This window comes from Nitrospirota bacterium, assembly GCA_040757595.1.
Classification (GTDB): Bacteria; Nitrospirota; Nitrospiria; order Nitrospirales; family Nitrospiraceae; genus JBFLWP01.
Map to the genome: position 1 here is coordinate 66491 of JBFLWP010000001.1, position 24449 is coordinate 90939.

Here is a 24449-nt window from a genome sequence, read left to right on the forward strand (position 1 = left end):
TGGCTGGGAACGGAGATCCCGGCGAGCAGCGCGCCACCATGGAGAGCCTCAGCGGAGCGGAGGAGCGTGGAAGTCAGGATGCGAGAAACCGGGCCGCCGAATGGTTTTAGGACGCGACGGCGGCTTTGGCCGGTTTCTTGCCGGCTTTTTCGGCAGCCGCGGAGTCGGACGCCGCTTGGGCCCCCTCCCGCCTCGAGACCAACTCGATGGCCACCATCGCAGCCGTATCGCCGACCCGCCGCCGAGTCTTGATCAGTCTCGTGTACCCGCCGTTTCGATCCCGGAACCGTCCCGCGACGTCCTCGAACAGTTTGGCCACGACGTCCTTGCTGCGGAGGAACCCAAGCGCCCTCCGACGGGCGGGGAGGTCGCCCTGTTTGCCCAACGTGATCATCCGCTCCGTGAATCCGCGGATTTCCTTCGCCTTGGCTTCCGTCGTTTCGATCCGCTCGTGCTCGAGCAGCGAGGTCACCAAACTTCTGAACAAGGCCCGGCGGTGCTTGGTCCTCCGCCCGAGCTGCCTGCCTTTCTTTCTGTGGCGCACGGTTTCCCCCGTCTACGCGTCGTTCTTGACGTTCCCGTCGCCGACGGGCATGTCGAGTTTGGTACCCAAGCTCAAGCCCATTTCGGTCAAGATCTCTTTGATCTCGTTGAGAGACTTCTTGCCGAAATTCTTGGTCTTGAGCATTTCCGCTTCCGTCTTTTGCACCAGATCGGCGATGGTCTTGATGTTGGCGTTCTTGAGGCAATTGGCGGCCCGGACCGAGAGCTCCAGCTCGTTGACGCTCCGGAAAAGATTCTTGTTGAGCTCCCGCTTTTCCTCTTCTTTTCTGACGGCCGGTTTCGCTTCGCCGAGCTCTTCCGGATTGATGAAGATGTTCACGTGCTCGCGGAGAATGCCGGCGGCCGTGGACAGGGCGTCCTGCGGCGCGATGCTCCCATCCGTCCAGATATCGAGCACCAGCTTGTCGTAGTCGGTCACCCGCCCGACCCGCGCATTCTCCACCTGGAAGTTGACGCGCTTCACGGGCGAATAGATCGAGTCCACCGCGATGACGCCGATCGGCAGCCCTTCTTCCTTGTTCCGCTCAGCCGGAACGTAGCCGCGGCCGGGCTTCACGACGATCTCCATGTCCAGGACCGCTTCCTTGTCCAAGGTCGCGATGTGCAGGTCCGGATTCAGCACGGTCAGGTCCGCGTCGTGGATGATGTCGCTCGCCTTTGCTTCGCCAGGTCCCTTCTTGCGGAGCCGGACGGTCTTGGGCTTATCGGTGTGCAGCTTCACCCGCAGGCTCTTGACGTTCAGGATGATCGCGGTCACATCCTCCGTCACGCCGGGGATCGTGGAAAACTCGTGCAAGACGCCCTCGATGCGCACCGTCGTGACCGCAGCCCCGGTCAACGAGGACAGGAGCACGCGCCGCAGCGAATTCCCGATGGTCGTCCCGAATCCTCGCTCGAACGGCTCAGCCGTGAACTTGCCGTATGTCGGGGAAAGCGTCTCCTTGTCAGCTTCAACCCGCATCGGGACTTGGAAGTCCTTCATTGCCTTAATCATAGTTCCCCCTTCGCCTCGTCCCCGGAACCAGCCAGTGCCTGGGCCGTCCACCCCGCTCGACCCGGGCCAGGCACTACCTGGAATACAGCTCCACGACCAACTGCTCGTTGACCGGGAGCGCGATCTCCTCCTTCGTCGGCAGCGCCTTGACCGTGCCCTTGAAGGCAGCCCTGTCCAGCTCCAGCCACGTCGGGATCCCCCGTCCGTCCACCGCCTCGAGGGCCGCCTGAATCGGCACCAGTTCGCGGCTCCGCTGGCGCACCTCGACCACGTCCCCGACCTTGACCGTGCAAGAGGGGACGTCGGTCTTCCTGCCGTTTACCAGGATGTGTCCGTGACCGACCAACTGTCTCGCCTGTTTGCGCGAGGAGGCGAAGCCAAGGCGGTAGACGACGTTGTCCAGCCGGCACTCCAGCAGCTTCAGCAGGTGCTCGCCGGTGATCCCGACCTTGCGCTCCGCCCGGTGGAATACCCCTCGGAACTGCTGTTCCTGCAGCCCATAGATCCGCCGCAGCTTCTGCTTCTCGCGCAACTGGGCGCTGTATTCCGAGATTCGGGGACGTCCCTGCCCGTGCTGCCCAGGAGCGTAGCTTCGTCGCTCGATCGCGCACTTTTCGGTCATGCAGCGCGAGCCTTTGAGGAAGAGCTTTTCCCCTTCCCTCCGGCACAACCGACAAACTGGACCTCTATACTTCGCCACTGCTCCCTCCTCTTAAACCCGTGAAACGTGAACGGCGCGAGGTGACACGCTCCCCGCCTCCCACGATGAGGTTACACGCGCCTCCGCTTGGGCGGCCTGCAGCCATTGTGCGGAATCGGCGTCACGTCGCGGATCAAGTTGATGCGCAGCCCCGCCGCCTGGAGGGATCGGATCGCCGACTCCCGACCGGAGCCTGGACCGTTCACGTAGACGTCGACCTGACGCATGCCGTGCTCCATCGCCTTCCTGGCCGCCGTTTCGCCGGCCCGTTGGGCGGCAAAGGGGGTGCTCTTGCGCGACCCCTTGAAGCCCTGGTTGCCAGCGCTCGCCCACACGACCGTGTTGCCGCTCATATCCGTGATCGTGACGATCGTGTTGTTGAAGGAGGCCTGGATGTGGGCGATCCCGCTCTGGACCGTCTTCTTCTCCTTCTTCTTCCCTTTCTTGACGCTCATGCACGACTCCTCTCAGACGCAACCGACTGCGGTCAGGCGCTGGGCGCCGCGGTCACGGGCTTGCGCGCCTTGCCGATCGCCGACCGGCGGCCCTTCCGGGTCCGCGCATTCGTCCTGGTTCGCTGTCCGCGCACCGGGAGCCCCTTGCGGTGCCGAAGGCCCCGGTACGTGCCCGTATCGACCAGACGCTTGACGCTCAGCGAGACCTCCTTGCGGAGATCCCCCTCCACTTTGTAGTCACGCTCGATGGTTTCCCTGAGCTTGACGATCTCGTCCTCGCTCAGATCCTTGACCCGGGTCGCACCCTCCACGCCCGCCTTCTTGACGATCTGGGCCGCGGTGGACCGACCAATCCCGTAAATGTAGGTCAACCCGACATCGACCCGCTTCTCCCTCGGCAGATCCACGCCCGCGATACGTGCCATCTTTCCTCCCGTTGATCAGAATCGTCGCGCGTGAAGCGGCGTTCGTGAAGCGCGAGGTGGCCGTCGCGGCTTCTCTTGCGCTTCACGCTTCACGATACACGCGCCTCATCCTTGGCGCTGCTTGTGCCGAGGGTTCTCGCATTGGACCCTCACCACGCCCCGCCGCCGGATGACCCGGCATTTCGAGCAGATCGGCTTGACTGACGATTTCACTTTCATGGCAATACGTCCTCGCGAATCCCCGTCATGTCCCCCCGGCCTCATTTGAACCGGTAGGTGATGCGGCCCCTGGTCAGGTCGTAGGGCGAAAGCTCGACGGTCACCTTGTCTCCGGGCAGGATCCGGATGAAGTGCATGCGCATCTTCCCCGAGATGTGCGCCAAAATCACGTGCCCGTTGTCCAACTTGACCCGAAACATCGCGTTCGGGAGAGTCTCCGCCACCGTTCCCTGGACCTCGATGATGTCTTCCTTCGGCATGGGACCAGCCCCGTCAGACGTCAGGACAACTTGGTCAGGATACGCGGCGGCCCGCTCGCTTGGACCGCGATCGTATGCTCAAAGTGTGCGGAGAGACTCCCGTCCTTCGTCACTGCAGTCCACTGATCGTCCAGAATGCACACCGCGCTGCTTCCCATGTTGACCATGGGCTCGATCGCCAGCACCATCCCCTCCTGCAACCGAGGCCCCTGCCCCGGCTTCCCGTAATTGGGCACCTGCGGCTCTTCGTGCAGCTGCCGCCCGATCCCGTGGCCGACGAAGTCGGTCACGACCGAGAACCCCGCGCCTTCGGCGTGCCGCTGCACCGCATGGGAAATGTCCGAAAGCCGGTTGCCGACCACCGCCTGCTCGATCCCCTTGGCGAGCGCCTCTTCGGTCACCCGCAGCAACTCCGCCACCTTCGGCGGAATGTCTCCCACCGGCACCGTCACCGCCGCGTCCCCGTAGAACCCGTCGACGATCGCGCCCAGATCCAATCCGATGATGTCGCCTTCTTTCAGGACTCTCTTGGACGGGATCCCGTGAACCACCTGGTTGTTCACCGAGGCACAGAGGGTCTTCGGGTAACTCCGGTATCCCTTGAACGCCGGGGTCCCTCCGCGGGATCGGATGAACTCTTCGGCGAACCGGTCCAGCTCATCCGTGGTCACGCCGGGCCGGACCTGCCGCTTGAGAGCCTCCAGCGTCTCGGCCACGAGCTTGCTGGCCCGAGCCATGACCTCGATCTCTTCGGGCGTCTTCAAGACGATCATGCCAGCCCATTCGCCGTCAGCAGCCCCAACAGCCGTTGCTGAACCGCCTCGATCCGGCCTGACCCGTCCAGATCGGAGAGCAACCCGCGTCGCCGGTAGAACGAAATGAGCGGCGCGGTCTGTTCCTCGTAGACCGAGAGCCGGGCCTCCACCGTCGCCTTCGTATCGTCGCTGCGCTGGACCAGTTCCGCCCCGCACTTGTCGCAGATTCCCTCGCGCTTGGGGGGCGCAAACTCGACATGATAGACCGCCTGACACTTGGGACAGCTGCGCCGTCCGGTCAGGCGCCGGACCACTTCGTCCTTCGGGACAACCACGTTGATGACCTGGTCCAGCTTCTGGCCGCGGATCTTCAGCATCGCGTCCAACTCCTCGGCCTGCTTGACGGTCCGGGGGAACCCGTCCAGCAGGAAGCCCCCGGCGCACTCCGGCTGGGCCAGCTTTTCCTCGACGATCCCCACCACGACGTCGTCGGGCACCAGCTTCCCTTGGTCCATGCACGCCTTGGCTTGAAGCCCCAGCGGGGTCTGGTTCCGCACCGCCTCGCGGAGGATGTCGCCGGTCGAAATCTTGGGCTGGTGGAACCGGGCGGCCACCCACTGGGCCTGCGTGCCCTTGCCGACCCCCGGCGCGCCCAGAAAGACGATCCGCATGGGCGCCTCAGCCGCTCCGTCCCCTGAGCCGTCCCTTGGCCAAGAACCCCTCGTAGTTCCGCATCAGCATGTGCGATTCGATCTGCTGCGCGGTGTCCAGCCCCACCCCGATGACGATCAGCAGCGAGGTCCCGCCGAAGTAGAACGGCACGTTCAACTTGTAGATCAAAAACTCCGGGACCACGCAGACGGCGGCCAGATAGACCGAGCCGGCGGTCGTGATCCGGGTCAGCACCTTGTAGATGTAGTCCGACGTCCGCTGCCCCGGCCGGATGCCCGGGATGAAGCCGCCGTACTTCTTCATGTTGTCCGCCATGTCCACGGGGTTCAGCACGACCGCCGTGTAGAAAAAGCAGAAGAACACGATCAGCCCGACGTACAAGACCGTGTACAGCAGCGACCCGGGCGCGAGCTGCGCCCCCAGCGACTGCACCCAGGGAATCTGGATGAACCCCGCGATCGTGGCCGGGAACGCGATGATCGAGGACGCGAAGATCGGCGGAATCACGCCTGCCGTGTTGATCTTGAGCGGGATGTGCGTGCTTTGCCCCCCGTAGACCCGCCGCCCGATCACGCGCTTGGCGTACTGCACCGGAATCTTGCGGCGTCCGCTCTCCAGAAACACGATCGCCGCGACCACTCCGAGCATGACGAAGCCCAGGATGACCAGGAGCATGAAGCTCAGCTGCCCGACCTGGTACAGGTCGAAGGTCTGTGCGACCGCGCTCGGCAGCCGCGCCACGATGCCCGCGAAGATGATCAGCGAGATGCCGTTTCCGATCCCCCGCTCGGTGATCTGCTCGCCCAGCCACATCAGGAACCCCGTGCCGGCCGTGAGCGTGATGACGGTCATCAGCCGGAACGACCAGCCGGGATTCAGTACGAAGGCTCCCTGGTTCATGCCCTCCAGGCCGACGGCGATGCCGAAGCCCTGGATCATCGCGATGGCGATCGTGCCGTACCGCGTGTACTGGATGATCTTCTTTCGCCCGCGCTCGCCCTCCTTCGCCAGCTTGGACAGGTGGGGAATCACCACCGTCAGGAGCTGCAGGATGATCGACGCGCTGATGTACGGCATGATGCCGAGCGCGAAGATCGTCAACCGGGACAGCGCCCCGCCCGAGAAGATGTCCAGGAAGCCGAGCAGCGAGCCGCCCTTCTCCTGGAGAAATTTCGCCAACTCCTCGTTGTTGATGCCGGGCGTCGGGATGTGCGCGCCGACCCGATACACCGCCAGCATCGTGAGGGTGAACAGGATGCGGGTGCGCAGCTCCGGAATCTTGAAGATGTTCTGGAAGCTGGTAAATAGCCGTTCAAACACCGCCGATGACCTCAGCCCTCCCACCGGCGGCCTCGATCTTCTGGACCGCCGATTTGCTGAACTTGTGGGCTTGGACGATGATCGGCTTCGTCACCTCACCAAGGCCGAGAATCTTCACGGGCCGGGCCGTCCGCTTGATGAGGCGGGCTTCAGCCAACACCTGGGGCGTGATCGGGTCGGCCGTCTCCAACGTGGCCAGTGTCTTGAGGTTCACCACCGAGTACTCCGTCCGGAACGGACTGGTGAACCCGTGCTTGGGCAGGCGACGCACCAGGGGCATCTGCCCGCCTTCGAACCCCGGACGCTTGCCTCCGCCAGACCGGGCCAGCAGGCCCTTGTGGCCTTTCGTCGCCGTCTTCCCGTGACCGGAGCCCGGCCCTCGCCCGATGCGTTTCCGCTTCCTATTCGCTCCCGCAGGGGGAGCCAGTTCGTGCAGTTTCATCGCGGCTTCACTTCCAATAAGTACACAACCTTGTGAATCATGCCCCGCACCTGGGGCGTGTCCGGGCGCGTGACGGTCTGGCTGACTTTGCGCAGCCCGAGGCCGCGCAACACCAGCCGGTGGGTATGCGGCGTCCCGATGGGGCTCCGCTTCAACGTGATGACGAGCGATCCGGCAGCCATGGCCTCACCCCACCTTCTGCAGGCCACTCCGTCGGATCCGCGTGACCTCCTGCGGATCCCGGAGCTGGCGCAGCCCCTCGAGCGTGGCCCGCACCGTGTTGAACGGATTCCCCCGCCCCAGGGTCTTGGCAATGATGTTCCGGGCCCCGGCCAGCTCGACCACGGCCCGCACCGCTCCGCCGGCGATGACGCCGGTCCCTTCCGCCGCGGGCTTGAGCAACACGTGCTCCCCGCCGAACAGGCCGTGCACCTCGTGCGGGATCGTCCCTTCCTTGATCGGGACCTGAACCAGGTGCTTCTTCGCCTGCTCAACGGCTTTGGAGATCGCCACGGGGACCTCCGCGGCTTTTCCCTTGCCGATGCCAACCCAGCCCTGTCCGTCTCCGACCGCGACCAGCGCGCAGAAGTTGAACCGCTTGCCCCCCTTGACCACCTTGGCCACGCGGTTGATGAACACCACTTTGTCCTTCAGGCTCAATTCCTCTGGATTGACTCGCACGAATCTCGCTCCTCTTTCCCGGTTTAGAACTGCAGCCCGTGCTCGCGCGACGCCTCGGCGAGGGCTTTGATCCGCCCGTGGTACAGCCAGCCGCCCCGATCGAAGACCACGGCGGTGACGTTGAGCGCCTTGGCCCGTTCGGCCAGCAGCTTCCCGACCGCCTTCGCCGCCTCGATGGTGCCGGTTGACTTGAGGGCTTTCCGCAGGGATTGGTCCAGCGTCGAAGCCGCCGCCAGCGTATGCCCCTTGGTGTCGTCGATGACCTGGGCGTAGATGTGTCCCTTGCTGCGGAAGACGTTCAGGCGAGGGCGCGCAGGCGTGCCGAAGACGCGCTGCCGGATCCGCCGATGCCTCCGTTCCCGTTTCTCTGTTTTTGCGGTGGTTTTCATCGCCTCACTTACTTGCCGGTCTTGCCTTCCTTCTTCCGCAGGACTTCGCCGGCGTACCGGATTCCCTTCTGTTTGTACACGTCCGGCGGCTTGATGGCCCGCAGGTTCGCAGCCGTCTGGCCGACCTTGCGCTTGTCGATGCCGCGGACCGTGATGACCGTCTGCTTGTCCACCTTCGCTTCGACCCCGTCGGGCAGCTCGAAGACGACCGGATGGGTGTAGCCGACGTTCAACTGCAGGGTTTTCCCCTGAGTCTGCGCCTTATACCCGACTCCGGTGATTTCGAGCGTCCGCTCGTACCCCTTGGTCACGCCGACGATCATGTTGTTGATCTCGGCCCTGGTCAGGCCGTGCAGGGCGCGCGTTTGGGGATCGTCGCCCGACCGACTGGCCTGCACCTGCCCATCGGCCACGGCGACCGTCACACCTTGCGCCAGCAGCCATTCGAGCCGCCCGAGCGGCCCCTTGACCGAGACCACCCGATCGGCGACCTTGACTTCCACTCCGGCTGGAATAGGAACGGGTTTTCGACCCAACCGCGACATAATCCCTCTTCAAAAAGCCGTCGGCTGACAGCTTCGTTTCCCCTCACCAAATGTGACAGAGCACTTCGCCGCCCAAGCCGGCTTTCCGGGATTCCTGGTCCGTCATGAGCCCCTTGGACGTCGAGAGGATCGCCACGCCCATGCCGCCCATCACGGGCTTCACGTCCCGTCGGCCGACGTAGACCCGATGGCCCGGCTTGCTGACCCGCCGCATCCCGGTAATCAACGGCTTGTTCTCCTCGGCGTATCGCAGCTGGATGCGGAGCGCCGGATGGCCGTCCGCGGTCGTCCGCTCGTATTCACCGATGAACCCCTCGGCCTTCATGACGCGGAGGATCTCCGCCTTGAGTCTGGAGGCGGGCACGGTCACGGTCTCGTGGCCCCGTCTCGCCCCGTTTTGAATCCGGATCAGAAGGTCCGCAATCGGATCGGTCATCATCCTCGAAACTCCATCCCTTCCTTTACCAACTGGCCTTCCGGACGCCGGGAATTTCCCCGCGCAGGCTCAGGAACCGGAAGCAGATCCGGCACATCCGGAACCGGCGCAGGAACCCCCTCACGCGCCCGCACAGGGGGCACCGGTTGTACCGCCTCACCTTGAACTTCGGCTCACTCGCCGCTTTGTTCCGCAACGCTTTTCGTGCCACTCGTCCTCTCCATCCGAACTTGCCGCACCCGCTCAGGCTCGGAACGGCATGCCGAGCAGACGCAGGAGGGCTTTTCCCTCATCGTTGGTCCTGGCGGTCGTCACGAACGTGATGTCCATGCCGTGGATCGACGCCACATGGTCGTACTTGATCTCCGGAAAGATCAACTGCTCCTTGAGGCCGAGCGTGTAGTTCCCGCGCCCGTCGAAGGCCTTCGGGGAGACTCCCCGGAAGTCGCGGATCCGCGGAAGCGCAAGGCTGACCAGCCGGTCCAGGAACTCGTACATCCGGTCGCTGCGGAGCGTGACCTTCGCTCCGATCGGCATCCCCTGCCGGAGCTTGAATCCAGCAATGGCCTTCTTGGCCCTGGTCACGATCGGCTTCTGCCCGGTAATGACGCCGAGCTCGGTGGCGGCGCTTTCCAACAGCTTGACGTTCTGGATCGCCTCGCCCATCCCGACGTTCAGGACGATCCGCGTCAGCCGCGGCACCTGCATCGGGTTCTTGTACCCGAACTCCTTCATCAGCGCCGGCACCACCTGGCCCTGGTAGGTATCCTTGAGCCGCGGCGGAACCCTCGGACCGCTCGGCTTGGGCACCGCTTTCGCTTCCGCGTGCTCCTTCGCCGCCGGAGCCACATCCTTTTTCGGAGCCTTGGCCGCCGGCTTCTTGCCGGCCACCTTGTCCGCGGCCCCCTTCTCAGCCTTCGTCATGCTCCGCTCCCCAACCTCGGCTTAATCGATGACCTGCTGATCCTTCCGGGAGACGCGCACCCGCTGCCCGTTCTCCAGGACCTTGATCCCCAGCCGCACCGGCTTCTGCAGGTTCGCGCTGAAATACATGACGTTCGAGATCGCGATCGGCGCCTCCCGCTCGAGGATCCCGCCCTGCCGGTTTTTCTGGCTCGGCTTGGTGTGCCGCTTGATCACGTTCAGCTTTTCGACCGTCACTTTCCCGCCGGCCAGATCGATGGAGAGGATCTTGCCGGTCTTGCCGCGTTCCCGCCCGGCGATCACCATCACGGTGTCGCCTTTTTTGAGCTTCGTATTCGCCGTCACCTGGTTCATACTGATTTTTCCCCGCTACAGGACTTCCGGGGCCAACGAGATGATCTTCATGAATTTCTTCCAGCGCAACTCCCTGGCCACCGGCCCGAAGATACGCGTCCCGATCGGCTCGCCCTCTTTGTTGATGAGCACGCAGGCGTTCCGGTCGAACTTGATGTAGGACCCGTCTTCCCGCCGGACTCCCTTGGTGGTCCGCACGATGACGGCCCGGCTCACGTCGCCCTTCTTGACGGTGGCCTGCGGAATGGCCTCTTTCACGGCCACGACGACGACGTCGCCGAGCGAGCCGTACCGCCGTTTCGAGCCGCCCAGGACATGGAAACACATGACCTGTTTGGCGCCGGAGTTGTCGGCGACATCCATGTAGGTATAATTCTGAATCATGACCCGTCCTTAGCCAGTCCGGCGATCGGCCGATCCGTCCACCGGAGATCCGATTGCCTCGTCAGTCAGCCCGACCGCGCCCCAGGATCTCGACGACTCGCCAGTGCTTCTCCTTGCTGATGGGGCGCGTCTCGATCAGCTTCACCTGGTCGCCGACCTGACAATGGTTCTGCTCGTCGTGAGCCTTCAGCTTGGTGACGCGCCTGATGATCTTGCGGTACACCGGGTGCGGCACGAACCGCTCCACCGCGACCACGACGGTCTTGTTCATTTTGTTGCTGACGACCCGCCCGACCCACGCCCGCCGCTGTTGCCCTCGCTCCTGCATCACGCTATCCCTTATCCCTTGCTCCGACCGGCTGCTTGTCCGGCGCCGGTCTTCTGTCGCATGATCGTTTTCACCCGAGCCAGATCCCGGCGGGTCTGCCGGATCTTCATCGGATTCTCGATCCGGCCGGTCGCCAGTTGAAAGCGCAGGTTGAAGATCTCCTGCGTGAGCTGCTTTTCCTTCTCAGCCAGCTCGGCCACCTCCATGCCCCTGAGCTCCTTCAGATCCATCCCGATTCCCTTCCGCGAACAAGCCGCCGACGCCTAAATGGCGCTGCGGTCCACGATTCTCGTCGCGATCGGCAGCTTGTAGGTGGCCAACCTGAAGGCCTCCTCCGCCACCGCGCGGGTCACGCCGTCCATCTCGTAAAGGATCCGTCCCGGTTTGACCACGGCCACCCAGTATTCCGGATTGCCCTTCCCCTTGCCCATTCGGGTTTCCGCCGGCTTCTTGGTGATGGGCTTGTCCGGAAAAATGCGCGTCCAGACCTGGCCACCCCGCTTGACATACCGCGTGATCGCGATCCGGGCGGCTTCGATCTGACGGCTCGTGATCCAGCCCGGCTCCAGAGCCTTGAGCCCGAACTCACCCAGCGTGAGCTGGCCGCCGCGGTAGGCCTTCCCGCGCATCCGTCCCTTCTGCATCTTCCGGAACTTGACTTTTTTCGGTGCCAGCATCCCGCGTGACCCTCTCCTGTCCGTTCGCTCACCGACGGTCGAGCGCCGTCTCCGGCCTCTCCGGCTGCACGGGAGGCGCCTCTCCCTTGTAGAGCCAGGTCTTGACCCCGATTTGCCCCATCGTCGTGTGGGCTTCCGCGAAGCCGAAGTCGATGTTGGCGCGCAACGTGTGCAGGGGCACCCGCCCTTCGCGATACCATTCGGTCCTCGCGATCTCCGCGCCCCCCAGCCGTCCCGCGCAGTTCACCCGGATGCCCTGCGCGCCCAGCCTGAGCGCGGCCGCCACGCTCCGCTTCATGGCCCGACGGAACGCCACCCGTTTCTCAAGCTGCATCGCAATGTTCTCGCTCACCAACTGGGCGTCCAGCTCGGGCTTCTTGATCTCCTTCACGGTGATGTAGACCTGGTTGCCGTACTGCTTCTCCAGGGCCGCCTTGAGCTTGTCCACCTCCGCGCCCTTTCTCCCGATGATGATCCCGGGCCGCGCCGTGTGGATGATGACCCTGGTCTGATCGCCGGACCGCTCGATCTCCACCCGGGACACCCCGGCGTGGTACAGCTTCGCCTTCACCGTCTTGCGGATCTTGATATCCTCGTGGAGCAGCTTGGCGAAATCCTTGCCTGCGTACCACCGTGAGTTCCACGTGCGGGTATAGCCCAGCCGATACCCCAGCGGATGCGTCTTCTGTCCCATGCGTCTCCCTATTTCCTTGCCCCGGCCTCGGGCGCCGCGACGACGATCGTGATGTGGCTGGTACGCTTGTGGATGGAGGCCGCGCGCCCCATGGCCCTGGCATGGAACCGTTTGTACGTCGGGCCGCAATCCACGAAGGCCCGCGCCACCCACATCGAGTCCGCCTCACCCAGCTCCTTTTGCTCCGCGTTGGCCACCGCGGACCGCAGCACCTTCTCGACCACCTTGGCCGCCGCGCGGGGCGTGTATCGGAGCAGGCTCAACGCGCGCGACACCTGTTGCCCCCGAATCAAGTCCACGACCGCACGGGCCTTGCGCGGGGCGACCCGCACGAACCTCAAGACTGCCTTCGCTTCAGCCATCCTCGTTCCCCGTTCCTCGCGAAGCGTATCTCGCTTGACTCCGAAGCGAGCGACGCTTCACGCCCCTTACTTCAGCGGCACCGCCTTCTCGGTCTTCACGGCCCCATGGCTCTTGAAGATCCGGGTCGGCGCGAACTCCCCGAGCTTGTGCCCGACCATATTTTCCGTGACGAACACCGGAATGAACTTTTTCCCGTTGTGGACCGCAAACGTATGTCCGATCATGTCCGGCACGACGGTGGAGCGTCGCGACCAGGTCTTGATGATCTTGCGATCCCGAGTTTCGTTCATCTGCTCGACTTTCTTGAGCAGATGCGCATCGACGAAGGGACCTTTGCTGACGGATCTGGGCATCTGAGGCTCCTCGCTTCCTACCGCACGCCCTTCTTGCGCCGCGTGATGATGTACTTGTCGGTCGCCTTGTTCTGGCGGGTCTTATAGCCCTTGGTCGGCAACCCCCAGGGAGACACGGGATGGGGATTGCCCTGTCCGGACTTGCCCTCGCCTCCGCCGTGCGGATGGTCCACCGGGTTCATCGCAGCCCCGCGCACGTGCGAACGCCACCCGCGCCAGCGCGATCGCCCCGCCTTGCCGACCGACTCGTTCTCGTGATCCAGGTTCCCGACTTGCCCCACCGTGGCCATGCAGGCACCCAGGATGCGCCGCATCTCGCCGGACTTCAGACGGATCTGCACATAATCTCCCTCGCGTCCCATCACCTGGGCAAACCCGCCGGCGCTGCGGATCAACTGCCCGCCCTTGCCGGGCTTGAGCTCGATGTTGTGGATCGTCGTCCCCAGCGGCATGTTCACCAGCGGGAGGGCGTTGCCCGCCCTCACCTCGGCGCCGGAGCCGGACATGACCGTGTCCTTCACGGCCAGCCCGAACGGGGCCAGGATGTACCGCTTCTCCCCGTCCGCGTAATGCAACAGGGCGATGCGGGCCGAGCGGTTCGGATCATATTCAATGGCGGCGACCCGAGCGGGCACCCCCACCTTGTCCCGCTTGAAATCCACCAGCCGATAGAGCCGCTTGTGTCCGCCTCCGCGGAACCGGATGGTCATCCGGCCGTCGCCGTTCCGCCCTCCGGAGCGGAGGTGGAACTTCGTCAGGCGTTTTTCCGGCCTCTTCTTGGTCAGATCCTCGCCGGTCACGACGTTCATGGCCCGCCGCCCTGGCGAAGTCGGCCGATACTGCTTCAGTCCCATGTTCTCTCCAACGATGAACTATGAATGCCGAACGATGAACGGAAGAGACCGCAACTCATCGCTCAACATTCATCACTCAGCACTCCGATTAGACGCTCTCGTACAGCTCCAGCTTCTCGCCCTTCTTCAGGGTCACGATGGCTTTCTTCCAGTCCGGCCGCTTGCCGACGAACCGCCCGAGCCGCTTGGTCTTCCCCATCACGTTCAGGACGTTCACGCGCGCGACCTTGACGTTCAGCGCCGACTCCACGGCGCGCTTGATCTCGACCCGGTTCGCATCCTTCCGGACCAGAAACCCGACCTTGTTGGCGCTTTCGCGCAGCGCCGTGATCTTTTCGGTCAGGAGCGGCTGGAGAAGGATCTCGTAAGGCTCCCGCTTCATGCCCAGACCTCCTGAAGACGCGCCAGCTCCCGCTCGGGAATGAGGAGCGTCTCATACCGAAGCACGTCATAGACGCTCAGGCGGTCCGGCGCCACCAACTTGACATCCGCGAGGTTCCGGGCGGCCCGCTCCAGTTCCATGCGACCCGTTCCGGCGACGATCAGCGTCTTGCCGGTGAGCCCCAACTGCGCCAGCGCCTTGGCCAGCAGCCTGGTCTTGGGTTCAGGAATCGCCAGGTCGGACACCACCAGGATCCCGCCCCCGGCCAGCTTGGCGGACAGGGCGCTGGACAGGGCGCCCCGGTACTGTTTCTTCGGCATGCCGTAGGCGTAGCTGCGCGGTTTCGGACCGAACACCGTGCCCCCGTGCCGCCAGACCGGCGATCGGACCGAGCCGGCCCTGGCCCGGCCCGTGTGCTTCTGCTTCCAGGGTTTCTTGCCGGACCCGCTGACCTCGCCGCGCCGGAGCGTCGAAGCCGTGCCCTGCCGCTCGCAGGCCCGCTGCATCACCACGGCGGCGTGCACGAGAGGTCGCTTGGGGGCCACGCCGAACAACTCGTCGCGCAATTGGACCGAACCGACTTTCTGCCTATGGAGATCCAGCACTTCAACAGTTGGCACGGGTCATCCCTTCTTGGATTTTCGCACGACGAGCACCCCGCCGTTGGCGCCCGGTACGGCCCCGCTCACGAACAGCAGGTTCTCATCAGGCCTGGCCTCGACGACCTTGAGCCGCTGCACGGTCACCCGTTCGGCCCCCATGTGGCCTGGCAGCGTCTTGTTCTTCCAGACTCGCGAGGGGAAGGAGCTGCTGCCGATCGAGCCGGGCGCGCGGTGAAACATGGAGCCGTGCGACTCGGGCCCGCCCGCATAGTGGTGGCGCTTGACGACGCCCTGGAAGCCCTTGCCCTTCGAGATTCCCTCCACGTCCACCCAGTCGCCCTTCTTGAACACGTCGGCCTTGAGCACTTGCCCGACCTGGAGGTCGCCGGTCTTCTTGAATTCGTGCAGGTGCCGGCTCGGCGGAATCTGATTGGCCTTGAGGTGCCCGACCTCCGCCTTGGGAAGTTTCCGCTCCTGGACTTCCTGGAACGCCAGCTGCACCGCCTCGTATCCGTCGCGTTCCTTGGTCCTGACCTGCGACACCCGGCAGGGTCCCGCCTCGATCACCGTGACCGGGATCAGCCGCCCCGCATCGTCGTAGACCTGGGTCATGCCCAGTTTCTTACCCAACAGTCCGTTCGTCATCTCTTTACCGTGTCTCGTGAAGCGTCTTTCGTGAAGCGAGATACGCGCGACGAGATACGCTTCACGTCTTCAGAGCTTGATTTCCACGTCCACGCCAGCCGCCAGGTTCAGCTTCATCAGCGCATCCATGGTCTCCGGCGTGGGCTCCATGATGTCCAGCAGCCGCTTGTGGGTCCTGATCTCGAACTGCTCGCGGGACTTCTTGTCCACGTGGGTGGACCGCTGGACCGTGAATTTCTCGATCTTCGTCGGCAGCGGAATCGGGCCCGCAATTTTCGCCCCGCTCCGCCTGACGGTCTCGACGATCTCGGCCACCGACTGATCCAGGACGCGGTAGTCGAAGCCCTTCAACCTGATCCGGATGCGCTGATCGACCTTGACCACTTCCACTCTCCTCGCTCTACGCTACGCCAGAATTTCGGTGACGACGCCGGAGCCGACGGTCTTGCCCCCCTCGCGGATCGCAAACCGCAGCCCCTGGTCCATCGCGATCGGCGAAATCAACTCCGCCGCAATCGTCACGTTGTCCCCCGGCATCACCATCTCCACCCCCGGATTCAACGCCACCACCCCCGTCACGTCCGTCGTCCGGAAGTAAAACTGCGGCCGGTACCCGTTGAAGAACGGCGTGTGCCGCCCCCCCTCCTCCTTCGTCAGCACGTACACCTCGGCCTTGAACTTCGTGTGCGGCGTGATGCTCTTCGGCTTCGCCAGCACCATCCCCCGCTCCACCTCTTCCTTCTTCGTGCCCCGCAGCAGCACCCCGATGTTGTCCCCCGCCTGCCCCTCGTCCAACACCTTGCGGAACATCTCCACGCCCGTCACCACCGTGCTCTGCGTCGGCCGCAGCCCCACGATCTCCACCTCGTCGCCCACCTTCACCGTGCCCCGCTCGCACCGCCCCGTCACCACCGTGCCCCGCCCGCTGATCGTGAAGACGTCCTCGATCGGCATCAAAAACGGCTTGTCAATCGCCCGCTGCGGCGTCGGAATGTAGCTGTCGATCGCGTCCAACAGCTTCAGAATCGCCGGCACCCCGATCGGGCTCTGATCCCCCTCCATCGCCTTCGTCGCCGACCCCGTGATGATCGGAATCTTGTCCCCCGGAAACTCGTACTTCGTCAGCAGCTCCCGCACCTCCAGCTCCACCAGGTCCAAGAGCTCCTTGTCGTCCACCTTGTCCGCCTTGTTCAGGAACACCACGATGTACGGCACCCCCACCTGCCGCGCCAGCAGAATGTGCTCCCGCGTCTGCGGCATCGGCCCGTCCGCCGCGCTCACCACCAGGATCGCCCCGTCCATCTGCGCCGCCCCCGTGATCATGTTCTTCACGTAGTCCGCATGCCCCGGACAGTCCACGTGCGCGTAGTGCCGCTTCTCCGTCTCGTACTCCACGTGCGAAATCGCGATCGTCAGGATCTTCGTCGGGTCCCGCCGCCCCTGCGATTCGCTCGCCTTCGCCACCTCGTCGTAGCTGATGAACTTCGCCATCCCCCGGTCACTGCAAATCTTCGTCAGCGCCGAGGTGAGCGTCGTCTTCCCGTGGTCCACGTGCCCGATCGTCCCAATGTTCACGTGGGGCTTGCGCCGCTCAAATTTCGCCTTCGCCATTGTCTCCTCCTCCGTCGTCTGGCCGCGAGCCGGTCAGGCCCGGATCACGCCTCGCCTCGGTTCTTCGCGATGATGGCTTCCGCGATCTGCTTCGGAACCGACTCGTAGCGATCGAACTCCATGCTGTAGGTCGCGCGGCCCTGCGTCCGCGAACGGAGGTCGGTCGCGTAGCCGAACATCTCGCTCAGCGGCACGGCCGCGTCGATCGCCTGGGAGCCGGCCCTGACCTTGATCCCGTGCACCTTCCCCCGCCGTCCGTTCAGGTTGCCGATGACGTCCCCCATGAACTCCTTCGGCGTCAGGACCTCGACTTTCATGATCGGCTCGAGCAGGATCGGATTGGCCTTGCGGCAGGCATCCTGGAAGCCCATCGAGCCCGCGATCTTGAACGCCATTTCGTTGGAGTCAACCTCGTGATAGGACCCGTCGACGACCCGGACCCGCACGTCGCGCATCGGATAGCCGGCCAGGACTCCGGCCTCCATCCGCTCCTTGACACCCTTCTCGATGGCGGGGATGTATTCCTTCGGGATGGCCCCGCCGACGATCTCGTTGACGAACTCGAACCCGACGCCCGGCTCGGACGGCTCCACCTTCAGGATCACGTGCCCGTACTGCCCGCGCCCTCCGGTCTGCTTGATGTACTTGGCCTCCGCCTCAGCGGCCCCGCGGATCGTCTCCCGGTACGCTACTTCCGGCTTGCCGACGTTTGCTTCGACCTTGAACTCGCGCAGGAGCCGGTCCACGATGATCTCCAGGTGCAGCTCCCCCATCCCCGAGATGATGGTCTGCCCGGTCTCTTCATCCGTGTGCACGCGGAACGAGGGGTCCTCCTGAGCCAGCTTCTGGAGCGAGAAACCCAGCTTTTCCTGGTCCGGCTTGGTCTTGGGCTCGATGGCCATCGAGATGACCGGTTCGGGAAACTTCATCACCTCGAGCAGGATCGGACGCTTCTCATCGCACAGCGTGTCCCCGGTCGACGCCCCCCGCAGCCCCACCGCCGCCGCGATGTCTCCGGCGTAGACGATGTCGATCTCCTCGCGCTTGTTCGCGTGCATCTTCAGCAGCCGGCCGATCCGCTCCTTGGTCCCCTTCGTGATGTTGTAGACGTAGGCGCCGGTCTTGAGGGTGCCGGAGTAGACGCGGAAAAAGGTGAGCTGCCCGGCGAACGGATCGGTCATGATCTTGAAAGCCAGCGCGGCAAACGGCTCGTCGTCGCTGGCCATCCGCTTGGCTTCCCTGCTGGTCGCCGGATCGACGCCCACGACGGGCGGGATGTCCAGCGGCGAGGGCAGGAAGTCCACGACGCCGTCGAGCAGCTGCTGGACGCCCTTGTTCTTGAAGGCCGCCCCACAGAGGACGGGCGTGATCTTCATCTCGATCGTCCCGGCCCTGAGCGCCCGCACGATCTCCTCTTCGCTGAGCGCCTCGCCGTTCAAGTACTTCTCCAACGCCTGCTCGTCGTGCTCGGCCGCGGCCTCGATCATCTTTTCCCGATATTCCCTGACTAGCTCGGCCATGCTGGCCGGCACCTCCTCGACCTTGTATTTCGCGCCGAGCGACTCGTCGTCATAGAGGTAGGCCTTCATCCGGATCAGATCCACCGCCCCCCGGTACTCGGCCTCGCGCCCGATCGGCAACTGGATCGGCACCGGAGTCGCACCCAGCCGGTCCACCATGGACTGGACGCTCGTGTAGAAGTCCGCCCCGATCCGGTCCATCTTGTTCATAAACGCGATCCGCGGCACCCGGTACTTGTCCGCCTGGCGCCAGACCGTCTCGGACTGAGGCTCGACCCCCTGGACCGAATCGAAAACCGCCACCGCCCCGTCCAGAACCCGCAGCGAGCGCTCCACCTCGATCGTGAAGTCCACGTGCCCCGGCGTATCGATGATGTTGATCCGGCAGTCTCGCCAAAAGCAGGTCGTCGCGGCCGCGGTGATCGTGATGCCGCGCTCACGCTCCTGCTCCATCCAGTCCATCGTCGCGGCGCCGTCGTGCACCTCGCCCATGCGGTGCGACACCCCGGTGTAGAACAGGATGCGCTCCGTCGTGGTCGTTTTGCCGGCATCGATGTGCGCCATGATGCCGATGTTCCTGGTACGCTCGAGTGGTACAGCCCTGGCCAAGTCACCCTCCAAAAACAACCGTGCTGCAGCACCACATGCCCACGTCAGGCTCCAATGCGGGGCGCCCGCTCGGAGCGTGGCCCGGCTGCAGCACGCGACAGTCTCGCTACCAGCGATAGTGGGCAAAGGCCTTGTTGGCCTCCGCCATCCGGTGCGTGTCCTCCTTCTTCTTGACCGACGCGCCCGTGTTGTTGGACGCATCGAGCAGCTCGCCCGCGAGCTTTTCCGACATGCTCTTGCCGCCCCGAGCCTGAGCGAATTCCGCGATCCACCGAAGCGCCAGGGTCTGCCGCCGGACCGGCCTGATCTCCACCGGCACCTGATAGGAGGCACCGCCGACGCGGCGCGACTTCACCTCCACGACCGGCTTCACGTTGTCGATCGCCGAACGGAACACCTTGAGCGGGTCGTTGCCGGTCTTTTTCTGGATCATGTCGAGGGCGCCGTAGCACACGCGCTCGGCCGTGCTCTTCTTGCCGGCCCGCATCAGGATATTCATGAATTTCGCGAGCACCTTGTCCCGGTAACGCGGATCGCCCGCCGCTTCCCTCTGTCCAAAAATGCGTCGTCGTGGCATCGTGTCCCTTATCTAGATCTAGCCGGCAGTTGTCGGCTGCCAGGCATCAGCTCTTACTTGGGGCGCTTGGCTCCATACTTGGACCGGCCCTGCTTCCGGTTGGTCACCCCCACCGCGTCCAGCGTGCCGCGCACGATGTGGTACCGCACGCCCGGCAGGTCCTTGACGCGGCCGCCGCGCACGAGCACGATCGAGTGCTCCTGCAGGTTGTGGCCCTCGCCAGGAATGTAGGTCGTGATCTCCATCCCGTTGGTGAGCCGCACGCGCGCGACCTTCCGAAGAGCCGAGTTCGGCTTCTTGGGCGTGGTCGTGTAGACCCGGATGCAGACCCCTCGCCGCTGCGGGCAGCGCGTGAGCGCGGGGCTCTTGGTCTTGTCGTGCGTCAGCTTTCTGCCGTGCCGCACCAACTGGTTGATGGTTGGCATATTCCTCCTTCGCCTCACCCGAAAACAACTGGCCGCTCAGGAAACCTACGGATTATAGTGAGCTCCCCATCGAGTGTCAATAGCCTTCCGCGCGCGTTTGAGTCATTCGCCAGCCGGCTGAGGCTCCGCCGGCTGGCCCTCCTGGGTCAGCGCCACGGACTCGCCCGGGATGGCCGCTGCCGGCGCCTCCTTCTTCGGGCTGATGACGAACGTGTCACGGTACACATCGAAACCGGTCCCGGCCGGGATCAGCCGTCCCACGATCACGTTTTCCTTCAGTCCCAGCAGCTGATCCTCGCGCCCGTTGATCGCAGCCTCGGTCAGCACGCGCGTCGTCTCCTGGAACGAAGCCGCCGAGACGAAGCTGTCCGTCGTCAGCGCCGCCTTGGTGATGCCGAGCAGCACCGGCTTCCCGACCGCAGGCCGGCCGCCCTTGGCCAACACACGCTCGTTCTCATCCTCGAACACGAACTTGTTCACCTGGCTGCCCGGCAGGAACTCGGTATCGCCCGGGTCCTCGATACGGACCTTGCGGAGCATCTGCCGCACGATGATCTCGATGTGCTTGTCGTTGATCGAGACACCCTGCAACCGGTACACGTCCTGCACCTCGTCAACCAGATACTTCTGCAGCTCCTTGGGGCCGAGCACGTCTAGAATGTCGTGGGGATTGGCCGACCCGTCCATCAAGGGCTCGCCGGCCCGCACCCAGTCGCCCTCGTGCACGTTCACGTGCTTGCCCTTGGGGATGAAGTATTCCTTCTCGTCGCCCATCTTGTTGTTGACGAGCACCTTGCGCATACCCTTGACGAACCCGCCGTAAGACACTTCGCCGTCGATCTCGCTGATGACCGCCTGCTCCTTGGGCTTCCGGGCTTCGAAGAGCTCCGCCACCCGGGGCAGACCGCCGGTGATGTCCTTGGTCTTGGTCGTCTCGCGCGGGATCTTGGCCAGCACATCCCCCGGATGCACCGTCGAATCTTTGTCGACGAGGATGTGCGCACCGACGGGCAGGAGATACCGGGCCACCGTCCCGCCCTTGCCGCCCGTCTCTTTGATCGAGATGCGCGGGCGCAGCGCGGTGCCGCCGTGCTCGATGATGACCTTGCGCGAGAGGCCCGTGACCTCGTCGAACTCCTCCTTCATGGTCTCGCCTTCTTTGATGTCGCCGTAGGCGACCCTCCCGCCGGCGTCCGTGAGGATCAGCAGCGAGTAGGGATCCCACTCCACGAGCCTCTGGCCGATCTCGACGCGGTCCCCTTCCTTCACCTTGATCTTGGCCCCATAGACGACCGCGTACTTCTCGCGCTCCCGTCCCGTCTCGTCGTAGATCGCGATCTTGGCGTTCCGGTTCATCACGACCCATTCGCCTTCCTTGTTCCGGACCGCGATCCCGCTGTTGTGAACGTCCGCGTTCTTCTTCGCATCGAAACTCATGAAACGAATCACGCCCACGTGCTTCGCCTCGAGCACCGTCTGCTCCACCACCTTGCTGGCGGTGCCGCCGATGTGGAAGGTCCGCATCGTCAACTGCGTGCCCGGCTCGCCGATGGACTGGGCGGCGATGACGCCGACCGGCTCGCCCTTCTCCACCAGTCGTCCCCGCGCCAGATCCCGCCCATAGCACTTGACGCAGACTCCGCGCCGGGCCTGGCAAGTGAGCACCGACCGGATTTTCACCCGGTCCACGCCGGCCTCCACGATGCTCTTGGCCCGCTCCTCGTCGACCTCTTCGTTGGCCTTGACGATGATCTCGCCGGTCACCGGGTCCCGGATGTCCTCGGCGGCCAGCCGGCCGAGGATGCGCTCCTCGATGGGCTGGATCACCTCGCCGCCTTCCACCAGCGCGGTGACCACGATGCCGTCGCCGGTCCCGCAGTCCTCCTCGCTGACGATGACGTCCTGCGAGATGTCCACGAGCCGCCGCGTCAGGTAGCCGGAGTTCGCGGTCTTGAGCGCCGTGTCGGCCAGACCCTTGCGGGCGCCGTGCGTGGAGATGAAGTACTGCAGCACGGTCAACCCCTCGCGGAAATTGGCCGTGATCGGGGTTTCGATGATCTCGCCGGACGGCTTGGCCATCAGGCCCCGCATTCCGCCCAACTGCCGGATCTGCTGGGAGCTACCGCGGGCCCCGGAGTCCGCCATCATGAAGATCGGGTTGAAGGCCTCCGGCGCCTTGGGATCGCCGCCCGCCCCGAGCTCCTTCATCATCTCGCCCGCCACCTGCTCGGTCACGTGCGCCCAGATGTCGATGACCTTGTTGTAGCGCTCGCCGTTGGTGATGAGGCCCTCGTTGTACTGCTTTTCGATCTCGTTGACCTCGCGCTGCGCCCGGCCGATCAGGTCCTCCTTCTTCGCCGGGATGTGCATGTCGTCGATGCAGATCGACACGCCCGCCTTGGTCGCATAGGTGAAGCCGATGTCCTTGATCCGGTCCAGCAGCACGACGGTCTCCTTGTGGCCCGCCTGCCGGTAGACCGCGTCGATCAGCTTCGTCATTTCTTTCTTCGTCATCAGCTGGTTCGCGGAAGCGAACGGGAGCGAGGGCGGGAGAATCTCGCCCAACAGCACCCGCCCGACCGTCGTGGAGACCAACGAGCCGTCGATCCGGACCTTGATCCGCGCGTGCTCCTCGACCTCCTTCGCATCATAGGCGATTCGAACCTCTTCCGGTGATGCGAAGACCTTGCCCTCGCCCTTGGCCCCGGCCCGCTCCTTGGTCAGCCAGTAGCAACCCAGCACCATGTCCTGCGACGGCACCGCGATCGGCTTGCCGTTTGCCGGGGAGAGGATGTTGTTGATCGACATCATGAGCACGCGCGCTTCGATCTGCGCTTCCACGGACAGCGGCACGTGAACCGCCATCTGGTCTCCGTCGAAGTCCGCGTTGAAGGCCGCGCAAACCAGCGGGTGCAGGCGGATGGCCTTGCCCTCGACCAGCACGGGATCGAAGGCCTGGATACCCAGCCGGTGCAGCGTGGGGGCCCGGTTCAGCAGGACCGGATGCTCGCGGATGACCTCGTCGAGCACGTCCCACACCTCCGGCCGTTCCTTCTCGACGAGCCGCTTGGCGCTCTTGATCGTGGTTGCCGCACCGCGCTCCTCCAGCTTGTGGAAGATGAACGGCTTGAACAGCTCGAGGGCCATCTTCTTGGGCAGGCCGCACTGGTGCAGGCGCAGCTCCGGTCCGACCACGATGACCGACCGGCCGGAGTAGTCCACCCGCTTCCCGAGCAGGTTCTGACGGAAGCGGCCCTGTTTGCCTTTCAGCATGTCGCTGAGGGATTTGAGCGGCCGCTTGTTGGGCCCGCGGATAGCGCGTCCGCGGCGGCCGTTGTCGAACAGCGCGTCCACCGCCTCCTGGAGCATCCGCATCTCGTTGCGGATGATCACGCCCGGCGCTTTCAACTCGATCAGGCGCTTGAGCCGGTTGTTCCGGTTGATGACCCGGCGGTAGAGGTCGTTCAGATCCGACGTGGCGAACCGGCCCCCGTCGAGCGGGACCAGCGGGCGCAGCTCCGGCGGAAGGACCGGGATCACGTCCATGACCATCCACTCGGGCTTGTTCCCGGATTTGCGGAAGGCTTCGATCACCTTCAGCCGCTTGGCGTATTTCTTCTTTTGCGCCGCCGAAGTGGAGCTCTTCGCCTTGGCGTGCAGATCGTCCCACAGATCGTTGATGTCGATCTGCCGCAGCAGCTCCCGGATCGCTTCCGCTCCGATGCCGGCCTTGAAGGCGCTGGCCCCGTGCTCCTCCTGCTTCTTGCGGAGCTCCTCTTCCGTCAGGATCTGCTTGTCGCGCAGGTCGGTCTCGCCCGGATCGACCACCACGTAACTCTCGAAATAGAGAATCTTCTCCAGGTGCTTGAGGCTCATGTCCAGCAGGATGCCGATGCGGCTGGGCACCCCCTTCAGAAACCAAATGTGGGCCACGGGAGCCGCCAGCTCGATGTGGCCCATCCGCTCCCGACGCACCTTGGACTGAATGACCTCCACCCCGCACTTATCGCAGACGATCCCGCGGTGCTTCATCCGCTTGTACTTGCCGCAGTTGCACTCCCAGTCCTTGATCGGCCCGAAGATCTTGGCGCAGAACAGCCCGTCCTTTTCGGGTTTGAACGACCGGTAGTTGATCGTCTCCGGCTTCTTGACCTCCCCGTAGGACCAGGACCGGATCTTCTCCGGCGAGGCAATGCGGATCCGCATCGCATCGAACGAGACGGAGTCGCGCGGCTTCTCGAAGAGTGTGTAAATGCCTTCCAAGGTAATCCCCCCCTTGTCAGCTTTCAG

The 24449-nt window shown here is 64.3% G+C and carries 36 protein-coding genes; all 36 read right to left on the reverse strand.

From position 1 onward, the window contains the following. Positions 1 to 106: 106 nt before the first annotated feature. Positions 107 to 544 carry a 50S ribosomal protein L17 gene (gene rplQ, locus AB1411_00345; protein MEW6542045.1) on the reverse strand — a complete coding sequence of 146 codons (438 nt, stop codon included), beginning with the start codon at positions 542 to 544 and terminating at the stop codon, positions 107 to 109. A 12-nt stretch (positions 545 to 556) separates the two neighbouring features. Continuing rightward, the gene (locus tag AB1411_00350) at positions 557 to 1558 is read right to left on the reverse strand and encodes a DNA-directed RNA polymerase subunit alpha (protein ID MEW6542046.1); all 1002 of its coding nucleotides are present in this window, start codon (positions 1556 to 1558) and stop codon (positions 557 to 559) included. Positions 1559 to 1631: 73 nt separating this feature from the next. Continuing rightward, positions 1632 to 2258: a 30S ribosomal protein S4 gene (rpsD, locus tag AB1411_00355; protein MEW6542047.1), complete on the reverse strand. Its 627-nt coding sequence runs from the start codon at positions 2256 to 2258 to the stop codon at positions 1632 to 1634. 71 nt (positions 2259 to 2329) lie between these two features. Further along, positions 2330 to 2713 carry a 30S ribosomal protein S11 gene (gene rpsK / locus AB1411_00360; protein MEW6542048.1) on the reverse strand — a complete coding sequence of 128 codons (384 nt, stop codon included), beginning with the start codon at positions 2711 to 2713 and terminating at the stop codon, positions 2330 to 2332. A 32-nt stretch (positions 2714 to 2745) separates the two neighbouring features. Continuing rightward, complete coding sequence (rpsM, locus tag AB1411_00365; GenBank protein ID MEW6542049.1) at positions 2746 to 3138, reverse strand: 30S ribosomal protein S13; 393 nt, start codon at positions 3136 to 3138, stop codon at positions 2746 to 2748. A 105-nt stretch (positions 3139 to 3243) separates the two neighbouring features. Further along, complete coding sequence (rpmJ, locus tag AB1411_00370) at positions 3244 to 3357, reverse strand: 50S ribosomal protein L36 (GenBank protein ID MEW6542050.1); 114 nt, start codon at positions 3355 to 3357, stop codon at positions 3244 to 3246. A 41-nt stretch (positions 3358 to 3398) separates the two neighbouring features. Further along, a complete protein-coding gene (gene infA / locus AB1411_00375) occupies positions 3399 to 3617 on the reverse strand; it encodes a translation initiation factor IF-1 (GenBank protein ID MEW6542051.1) in 219 nt (72 codons plus the stop codon). 20 nt (positions 3618 to 3637) lie between these two features. Beyond that, the gene (gene map, locus AB1411_00380) at positions 3638 to 4390 is read right to left on the reverse strand and encodes a type I methionyl aminopeptidase (GenBank protein MEW6542052.1); all 753 of its coding nucleotides are present in this window, start codon (positions 4388 to 4390) and stop codon (positions 3638 to 3640) included. Further along, complete coding sequence (locus tag AB1411_00385) at positions 4387 to 5043, reverse strand: adenylate kinase (GenBank protein ID MEW6542053.1); 657 nt, start codon at positions 5041 to 5043, stop codon at positions 4387 to 4389. The genes map and AB1411_00385 overlap by 4 nt, the downstream gene beginning before the upstream one ends. A gap of 7 nt (positions 5044 to 5050) precedes the next feature. After that, entirely contained in the window at positions 5051 to 6364 is a 1314-nt protein-coding gene (gene secY, locus AB1411_00390; GenBank protein MEW6542054.1) for a preprotein translocase subunit SecY, read from the reverse strand. Further along, positions 6357 to 6806, reverse strand: a complete 450-nt coding sequence (rplO, locus tag AB1411_00395) for a 50S ribosomal protein L15 (GenBank protein ID MEW6542055.1) — start codon at positions 6804 to 6806, stop codon at positions 6357 to 6359. Before rplO ends, secY begins: the two co-directional genes overlap by 8 nt. Further along, on the reverse strand, positions 6803 to 6988 hold the full coding sequence (rpmD, locus tag AB1411_00400; protein ID MEW6542056.1) for a 50S ribosomal protein L30: 186 nt from the start codon (positions 6986 to 6988) through the stop codon (positions 6803 to 6805). The genes rplO and rpmD overlap by 4 nt, the downstream gene beginning before the upstream one ends. A gap of 4 nt (positions 6989 to 6992) precedes the next feature. Then, positions 6993 to 7487 carry a 30S ribosomal protein S5 gene (rpsE, locus tag AB1411_00405; GenBank protein MEW6542057.1) on the reverse strand — a complete coding sequence of 165 codons (495 nt, stop codon included), beginning with the start codon at positions 7485 to 7487 and terminating at the stop codon, positions 6993 to 6995. Positions 7488 to 7510: 23 nt separating this feature from the next. Continuing rightward, a complete protein-coding gene (gene rplR / locus AB1411_00410) occupies positions 7511 to 7876 on the reverse strand; it encodes a 50S ribosomal protein L18 (GenBank protein MEW6542058.1) in 366 nt (121 codons plus the stop codon). Positions 7877 to 7884: 8 nt separating this feature from the next. Further along, complete coding sequence (gene rplF, locus AB1411_00415) at positions 7885 to 8421, reverse strand: 50S ribosomal protein L6 (GenBank protein ID MEW6542059.1); 537 nt, start codon at positions 8419 to 8421, stop codon at positions 7885 to 7887. 43 nt (positions 8422 to 8464) lie between these two features. Further along, positions 8465 to 8857 carry a 30S ribosomal protein S8 gene (rpsH, locus tag AB1411_00420; protein MEW6542060.1) on the reverse strand — a complete coding sequence of 131 codons (393 nt, stop codon included), beginning with the start codon at positions 8855 to 8857 and terminating at the stop codon, positions 8465 to 8467. 25 nt (positions 8858 to 8882) lie between these two features. Beyond that, positions 8883 to 9068, reverse strand: coding sequence for a type Z 30S ribosomal protein S14 (locus AB1411_00425; GenBank protein ID MEW6542061.1), 186 nt, complete (start codon positions 9066 to 9068; stop codon positions 8883 to 8885). 32 nt (positions 9069 to 9100) lie between these two features. After that, positions 9101 to 9667, reverse strand: a complete 567-nt coding sequence (gene rplE / locus AB1411_00430; protein ID MEW6542062.1) for a 50S ribosomal protein L5 — start codon at positions 9665 to 9667, stop codon at positions 9101 to 9103. A gap of 135 nt (positions 9668 to 9802) precedes the next feature. Beyond that, entirely contained in the window at positions 9803 to 10135 is a 333-nt protein-coding gene (gene rplX / locus AB1411_00435) for a 50S ribosomal protein L24 (protein ID MEW6542063.1), read from the reverse strand. Between the two features lie 15 nt (positions 10136 to 10150). Next, positions 10151 to 10519, reverse strand: coding sequence for a 50S ribosomal protein L14 (gene rplN / locus AB1411_00440; protein MEW6542064.1), 369 nt, complete (start codon positions 10517 to 10519; stop codon positions 10151 to 10153). Between the two features lie 61 nt (positions 10520 to 10580). Continuing rightward, positions 10581 to 10847 (reverse strand): 30S ribosomal protein S17, encoded by a 267-nt coding sequence (gene rpsQ, locus AB1411_00445; GenBank protein MEW6542065.1) that lies wholly within the window; start codon positions 10845 to 10847, stop codon positions 10581 to 10583. Between the two features lie 11 nt (positions 10848 to 10858). Continuing rightward, positions 10859 to 11077 (reverse strand): 50S ribosomal protein L29, encoded by a 219-nt coding sequence (gene rpmC / locus AB1411_00450; GenBank protein ID MEW6542066.1) that lies wholly within the window; start codon positions 11075 to 11077, stop codon positions 10859 to 10861. A gap of 33 nt (positions 11078 to 11110) precedes the next feature. Then, positions 11111 to 11524, reverse strand: a complete 414-nt coding sequence (rplP, locus tag AB1411_00455) for a 50S ribosomal protein L16 (GenBank protein ID MEW6542067.1) — start codon at positions 11522 to 11524, stop codon at positions 11111 to 11113. Positions 11525 to 11552: 28 nt separating this feature from the next. After that, positions 11553 to 12218: a 30S ribosomal protein S3 gene (rpsC, locus tag AB1411_00460; GenBank protein MEW6542068.1), complete on the reverse strand. Its 666-nt coding sequence runs from the start codon at positions 12216 to 12218 to the stop codon at positions 11553 to 11555. A gap of 8 nt (positions 12219 to 12226) precedes the next feature. Further along, positions 12227 to 12580 carry a 50S ribosomal protein L22 gene (gene rplV / locus AB1411_00465; protein ID MEW6542069.1) on the reverse strand — a complete coding sequence of 118 codons (354 nt, stop codon included), beginning with the start codon at positions 12578 to 12580 and terminating at the stop codon, positions 12227 to 12229. A gap of 66 nt (positions 12581 to 12646) precedes the next feature. After that, complete coding sequence (gene rpsS / locus AB1411_00470) at positions 12647 to 12934, reverse strand: 30S ribosomal protein S19 (GenBank protein MEW6542070.1); 288 nt, start codon at positions 12932 to 12934, stop codon at positions 12647 to 12649. A gap of 17 nt (positions 12935 to 12951) precedes the next feature. Next, positions 12952 to 13788 (reverse strand): 50S ribosomal protein L2, encoded by an 837-nt coding sequence (gene rplB, locus AB1411_00475; GenBank protein ID MEW6542071.1) that lies wholly within the window; start codon positions 13786 to 13788, stop codon positions 12952 to 12954. Positions 13789 to 13876: 88 nt separating this feature from the next. Then, positions 13877 to 14170, reverse strand: a complete 294-nt coding sequence (rplW, locus tag AB1411_00480; protein ID MEW6542072.1) for a 50S ribosomal protein L23 — start codon at positions 14168 to 14170, stop codon at positions 13877 to 13879. After that, positions 14167 to 14790 carry a 50S ribosomal protein L4 gene (rplD, locus tag AB1411_00485; protein MEW6542073.1) on the reverse strand — a complete coding sequence of 208 codons (624 nt, stop codon included), beginning with the start codon at positions 14788 to 14790 and terminating at the stop codon, positions 14167 to 14169. Before rplD ends, rplW begins: the two co-directional genes overlap by 4 nt. Before the next feature lie 3 nt (positions 14791 to 14793). Further along, complete coding sequence (gene rplC / locus AB1411_00490) at positions 14794 to 15417, reverse strand: 50S ribosomal protein L3 (protein ID MEW6542074.1); 624 nt, start codon at positions 15415 to 15417, stop codon at positions 14794 to 14796. A gap of 69 nt (positions 15418 to 15486) precedes the next feature. Next, the gene (rpsJ, locus tag AB1411_00495) at positions 15487 to 15801 is read right to left on the reverse strand and encodes a 30S ribosomal protein S10 (protein MEW6542075.1); all 315 of its coding nucleotides are present in this window, start codon (positions 15799 to 15801) and stop codon (positions 15487 to 15489) included. Positions 15802 to 15822: 21 nt separating this feature from the next. Continuing rightward, positions 15823 to 17028: an elongation factor Tu gene (gene tuf, locus AB1411_00500; GenBank protein ID MEW6542076.1), complete on the reverse strand. Its 1206-nt coding sequence runs from the start codon at positions 17026 to 17028 to the stop codon at positions 15823 to 15825. A 44-nt stretch (positions 17029 to 17072) separates the two neighbouring features. Further along, on the reverse strand, positions 17073 to 19157 hold the full coding sequence (gene fusA, locus AB1411_00505; protein ID MEW6542077.1) for an elongation factor G: 2085 nt from the start codon (positions 19155 to 19157) through the stop codon (positions 17073 to 17075). 106 nt (positions 19158 to 19263) lie between these two features. Beyond that, complete coding sequence (rpsG, locus tag AB1411_00510) at positions 19264 to 19734, reverse strand: 30S ribosomal protein S7 (protein ID MEW6542078.1); 471 nt, start codon at positions 19732 to 19734, stop codon at positions 19264 to 19266. A gap of 53 nt (positions 19735 to 19787) precedes the next feature. Further along, positions 19788 to 20159 (reverse strand): 30S ribosomal protein S12, encoded by a 372-nt coding sequence (rpsL, locus tag AB1411_00515; GenBank protein ID MEW6542079.1) that lies wholly within the window; start codon positions 20157 to 20159, stop codon positions 19788 to 19790. 102 nt (positions 20160 to 20261) lie between these two features. Continuing rightward, the gene (gene rpoC / locus AB1411_00520) at positions 20262 to 24422 is read right to left on the reverse strand and encodes a DNA-directed RNA polymerase subunit beta' (protein ID MEW6542080.1); all 4161 of its coding nucleotides are present in this window, start codon (positions 24420 to 24422) and stop codon (positions 20262 to 20264) included. Between the last annotated feature and the right edge of the window lie 27 nt (positions 24423 to 24449).

Bases quoted from the DNA above. Each gene is read 5' to 3' on its own strand.
- AB1411_00350 (MEW6542046.1), bottom strand. From the start codon at position 1,558: ATGATTAAGGCAATGAAGGACTTCCAAGTCCCGATGCGGGTTGAAGCT.
- rpsK (MEW6542048.1), bottom strand. From the start codon at position 2,713: ATGAGCGTCAAGAAAGGGAAGAAGAAGGAGAAGAAGACGGTCCAGAGC.
- rpsM (MEW6542049.1), bottom strand. From the start codon at position 3,138: ATGGCACGTATCGCGGGCGTGGATCTGCCGAGGGAGAAGCGGGTCGAT.
- rpmJ (MEW6542050.1), bottom strand. From the start codon at position 3,357: ATGAAAGTGAAATCGTCAGTCAAGCCGATCTGCTCGAAATGCCGGGTC.
- infA (MEW6542051.1), bottom strand. From the start codon at position 3,617: ATGCCGAAGGAAGACATCATCGAGGTCCAGGGAACGGTGGCGGAGACT.
- map (MEW6542052.1), bottom strand. From the start codon at position 4,390: ATGATCGTCTTGAAGACGCCCGAAGAGATCGAGGTCATGGCTCGGGCC.
- AB1411_00385 (MEW6542053.1), bottom strand. From the start codon at position 5,043: ATGCGGATCGTCTTTCTGGGCGCGCCGGGGGTCGGCAAGGGCACGCAG.
- rplO (MEW6542055.1), bottom strand. From the start codon at position 6,806: ATGAAACTGCACGAACTGGCTCCCCCTGCGGGAGCGAATAGGAAGCGG.
- rpmD (MEW6542056.1), bottom strand. From the start codon at position 6,988: ATGGCTGCCGGATCGCTCGTCATCACGTTGAAGCGGAGCCCCATCGGG.
- rplR (MEW6542058.1), bottom strand. From the start codon at position 7,876: ATGAAAACCACCGCAAAAACAGAGAAACGGGAACGGAGGCATCGGCGG.
- rplF (MEW6542059.1), bottom strand. From the start codon at position 8,421: ATGTCGCGGTTGGGTCGAAAACCCGTTCCTATTCCAGCCGGAGTGGAA.
- rpsH (MEW6542060.1), bottom strand. From the start codon at position 8,857: ATGACCGATCCGATTGCGGACCTTCTGATCCGGATTCAAAACGGGGCG.
- rplX (MEW6542063.1), bottom strand. From the start codon at position 10,135: ATGAACCAGGTGACGGCGAATACGAAGCTCAAAAAAGGCGACACCGTG.
- rplN (MEW6542064.1), bottom strand. From the start codon at position 10,519: ATGATTCAGAATTATACCTACATGGATGTCGCCGACAACTCCGGCGCC.
- rpsQ (MEW6542065.1), bottom strand. From the start codon at position 10,847: ATGCAGGAGCGAGGGCAACAGCGGCGGGCGTGGGTCGGGCGGGTCGTC.
- rpmC (MEW6542066.1), bottom strand. From the start codon at position 11,077: ATGGATCTGAAGGAGCTCAGGGGCATGGAGGTGGCCGAGCTGGCTGAG.
- rplP (MEW6542067.1), bottom strand. From the start codon at position 11,524: ATGCTGGCACCGAAAAAAGTCAAGTTCCGGAAGATGCAGAAGGGACGG.
- rpsC (MEW6542068.1), bottom strand. From the start codon at position 12,218: ATGGGACAGAAGACGCATCCGCTGGGGTATCGGCTGGGCTATACCCGC.
- rplV (MEW6542069.1), bottom strand. From the start codon at position 12,580: ATGGCTGAAGCGAAGGCAGTCTTGAGGTTCGTGCGGGTCGCCCCGCGC.
- rpsS (MEW6542070.1), bottom strand. From the start codon at position 12,934: ATGCCCAGATCCGTCAGCAAAGGTCCCTTCGTCGATGCGCATCTGCTC.
- rplB (MEW6542071.1), bottom strand. From the start codon at position 13,788: ATGGGACTGAAGCAGTATCGGCCGACTTCGCCAGGGCGGCGGGCCATG.
- rplW (MEW6542072.1), bottom strand. From the start codon at position 14,170: ATGAAGCGGGAGCCTTACGAGATCCTTCTCCAGCCGCTCCTGACCGAA.
- rplC (MEW6542074.1), bottom strand. From the start codon at position 15,417: ATGACGAACGGACTGTTGGGTAAGAAACTGGGCATGACCCAGGTCTAC.
- tuf (MEW6542076.1), bottom strand. From the start codon at position 17,028: ATGGCGAAGGCGAAATTTGAGCGGCGCAAGCCCCACGTGAACATTGGG.
- rpsG (MEW6542078.1), bottom strand. From the start codon at position 19,734: ATGCCACGACGACGCATTTTTGGACAGAGGGAAGCGGCGGGCGATCCG.
- rpsL (MEW6542079.1), bottom strand. From the start codon at position 20,159: ATGCCAACCATCAACCAGTTGGTGCGGCACGGCAGAAAGCTGACGCAC.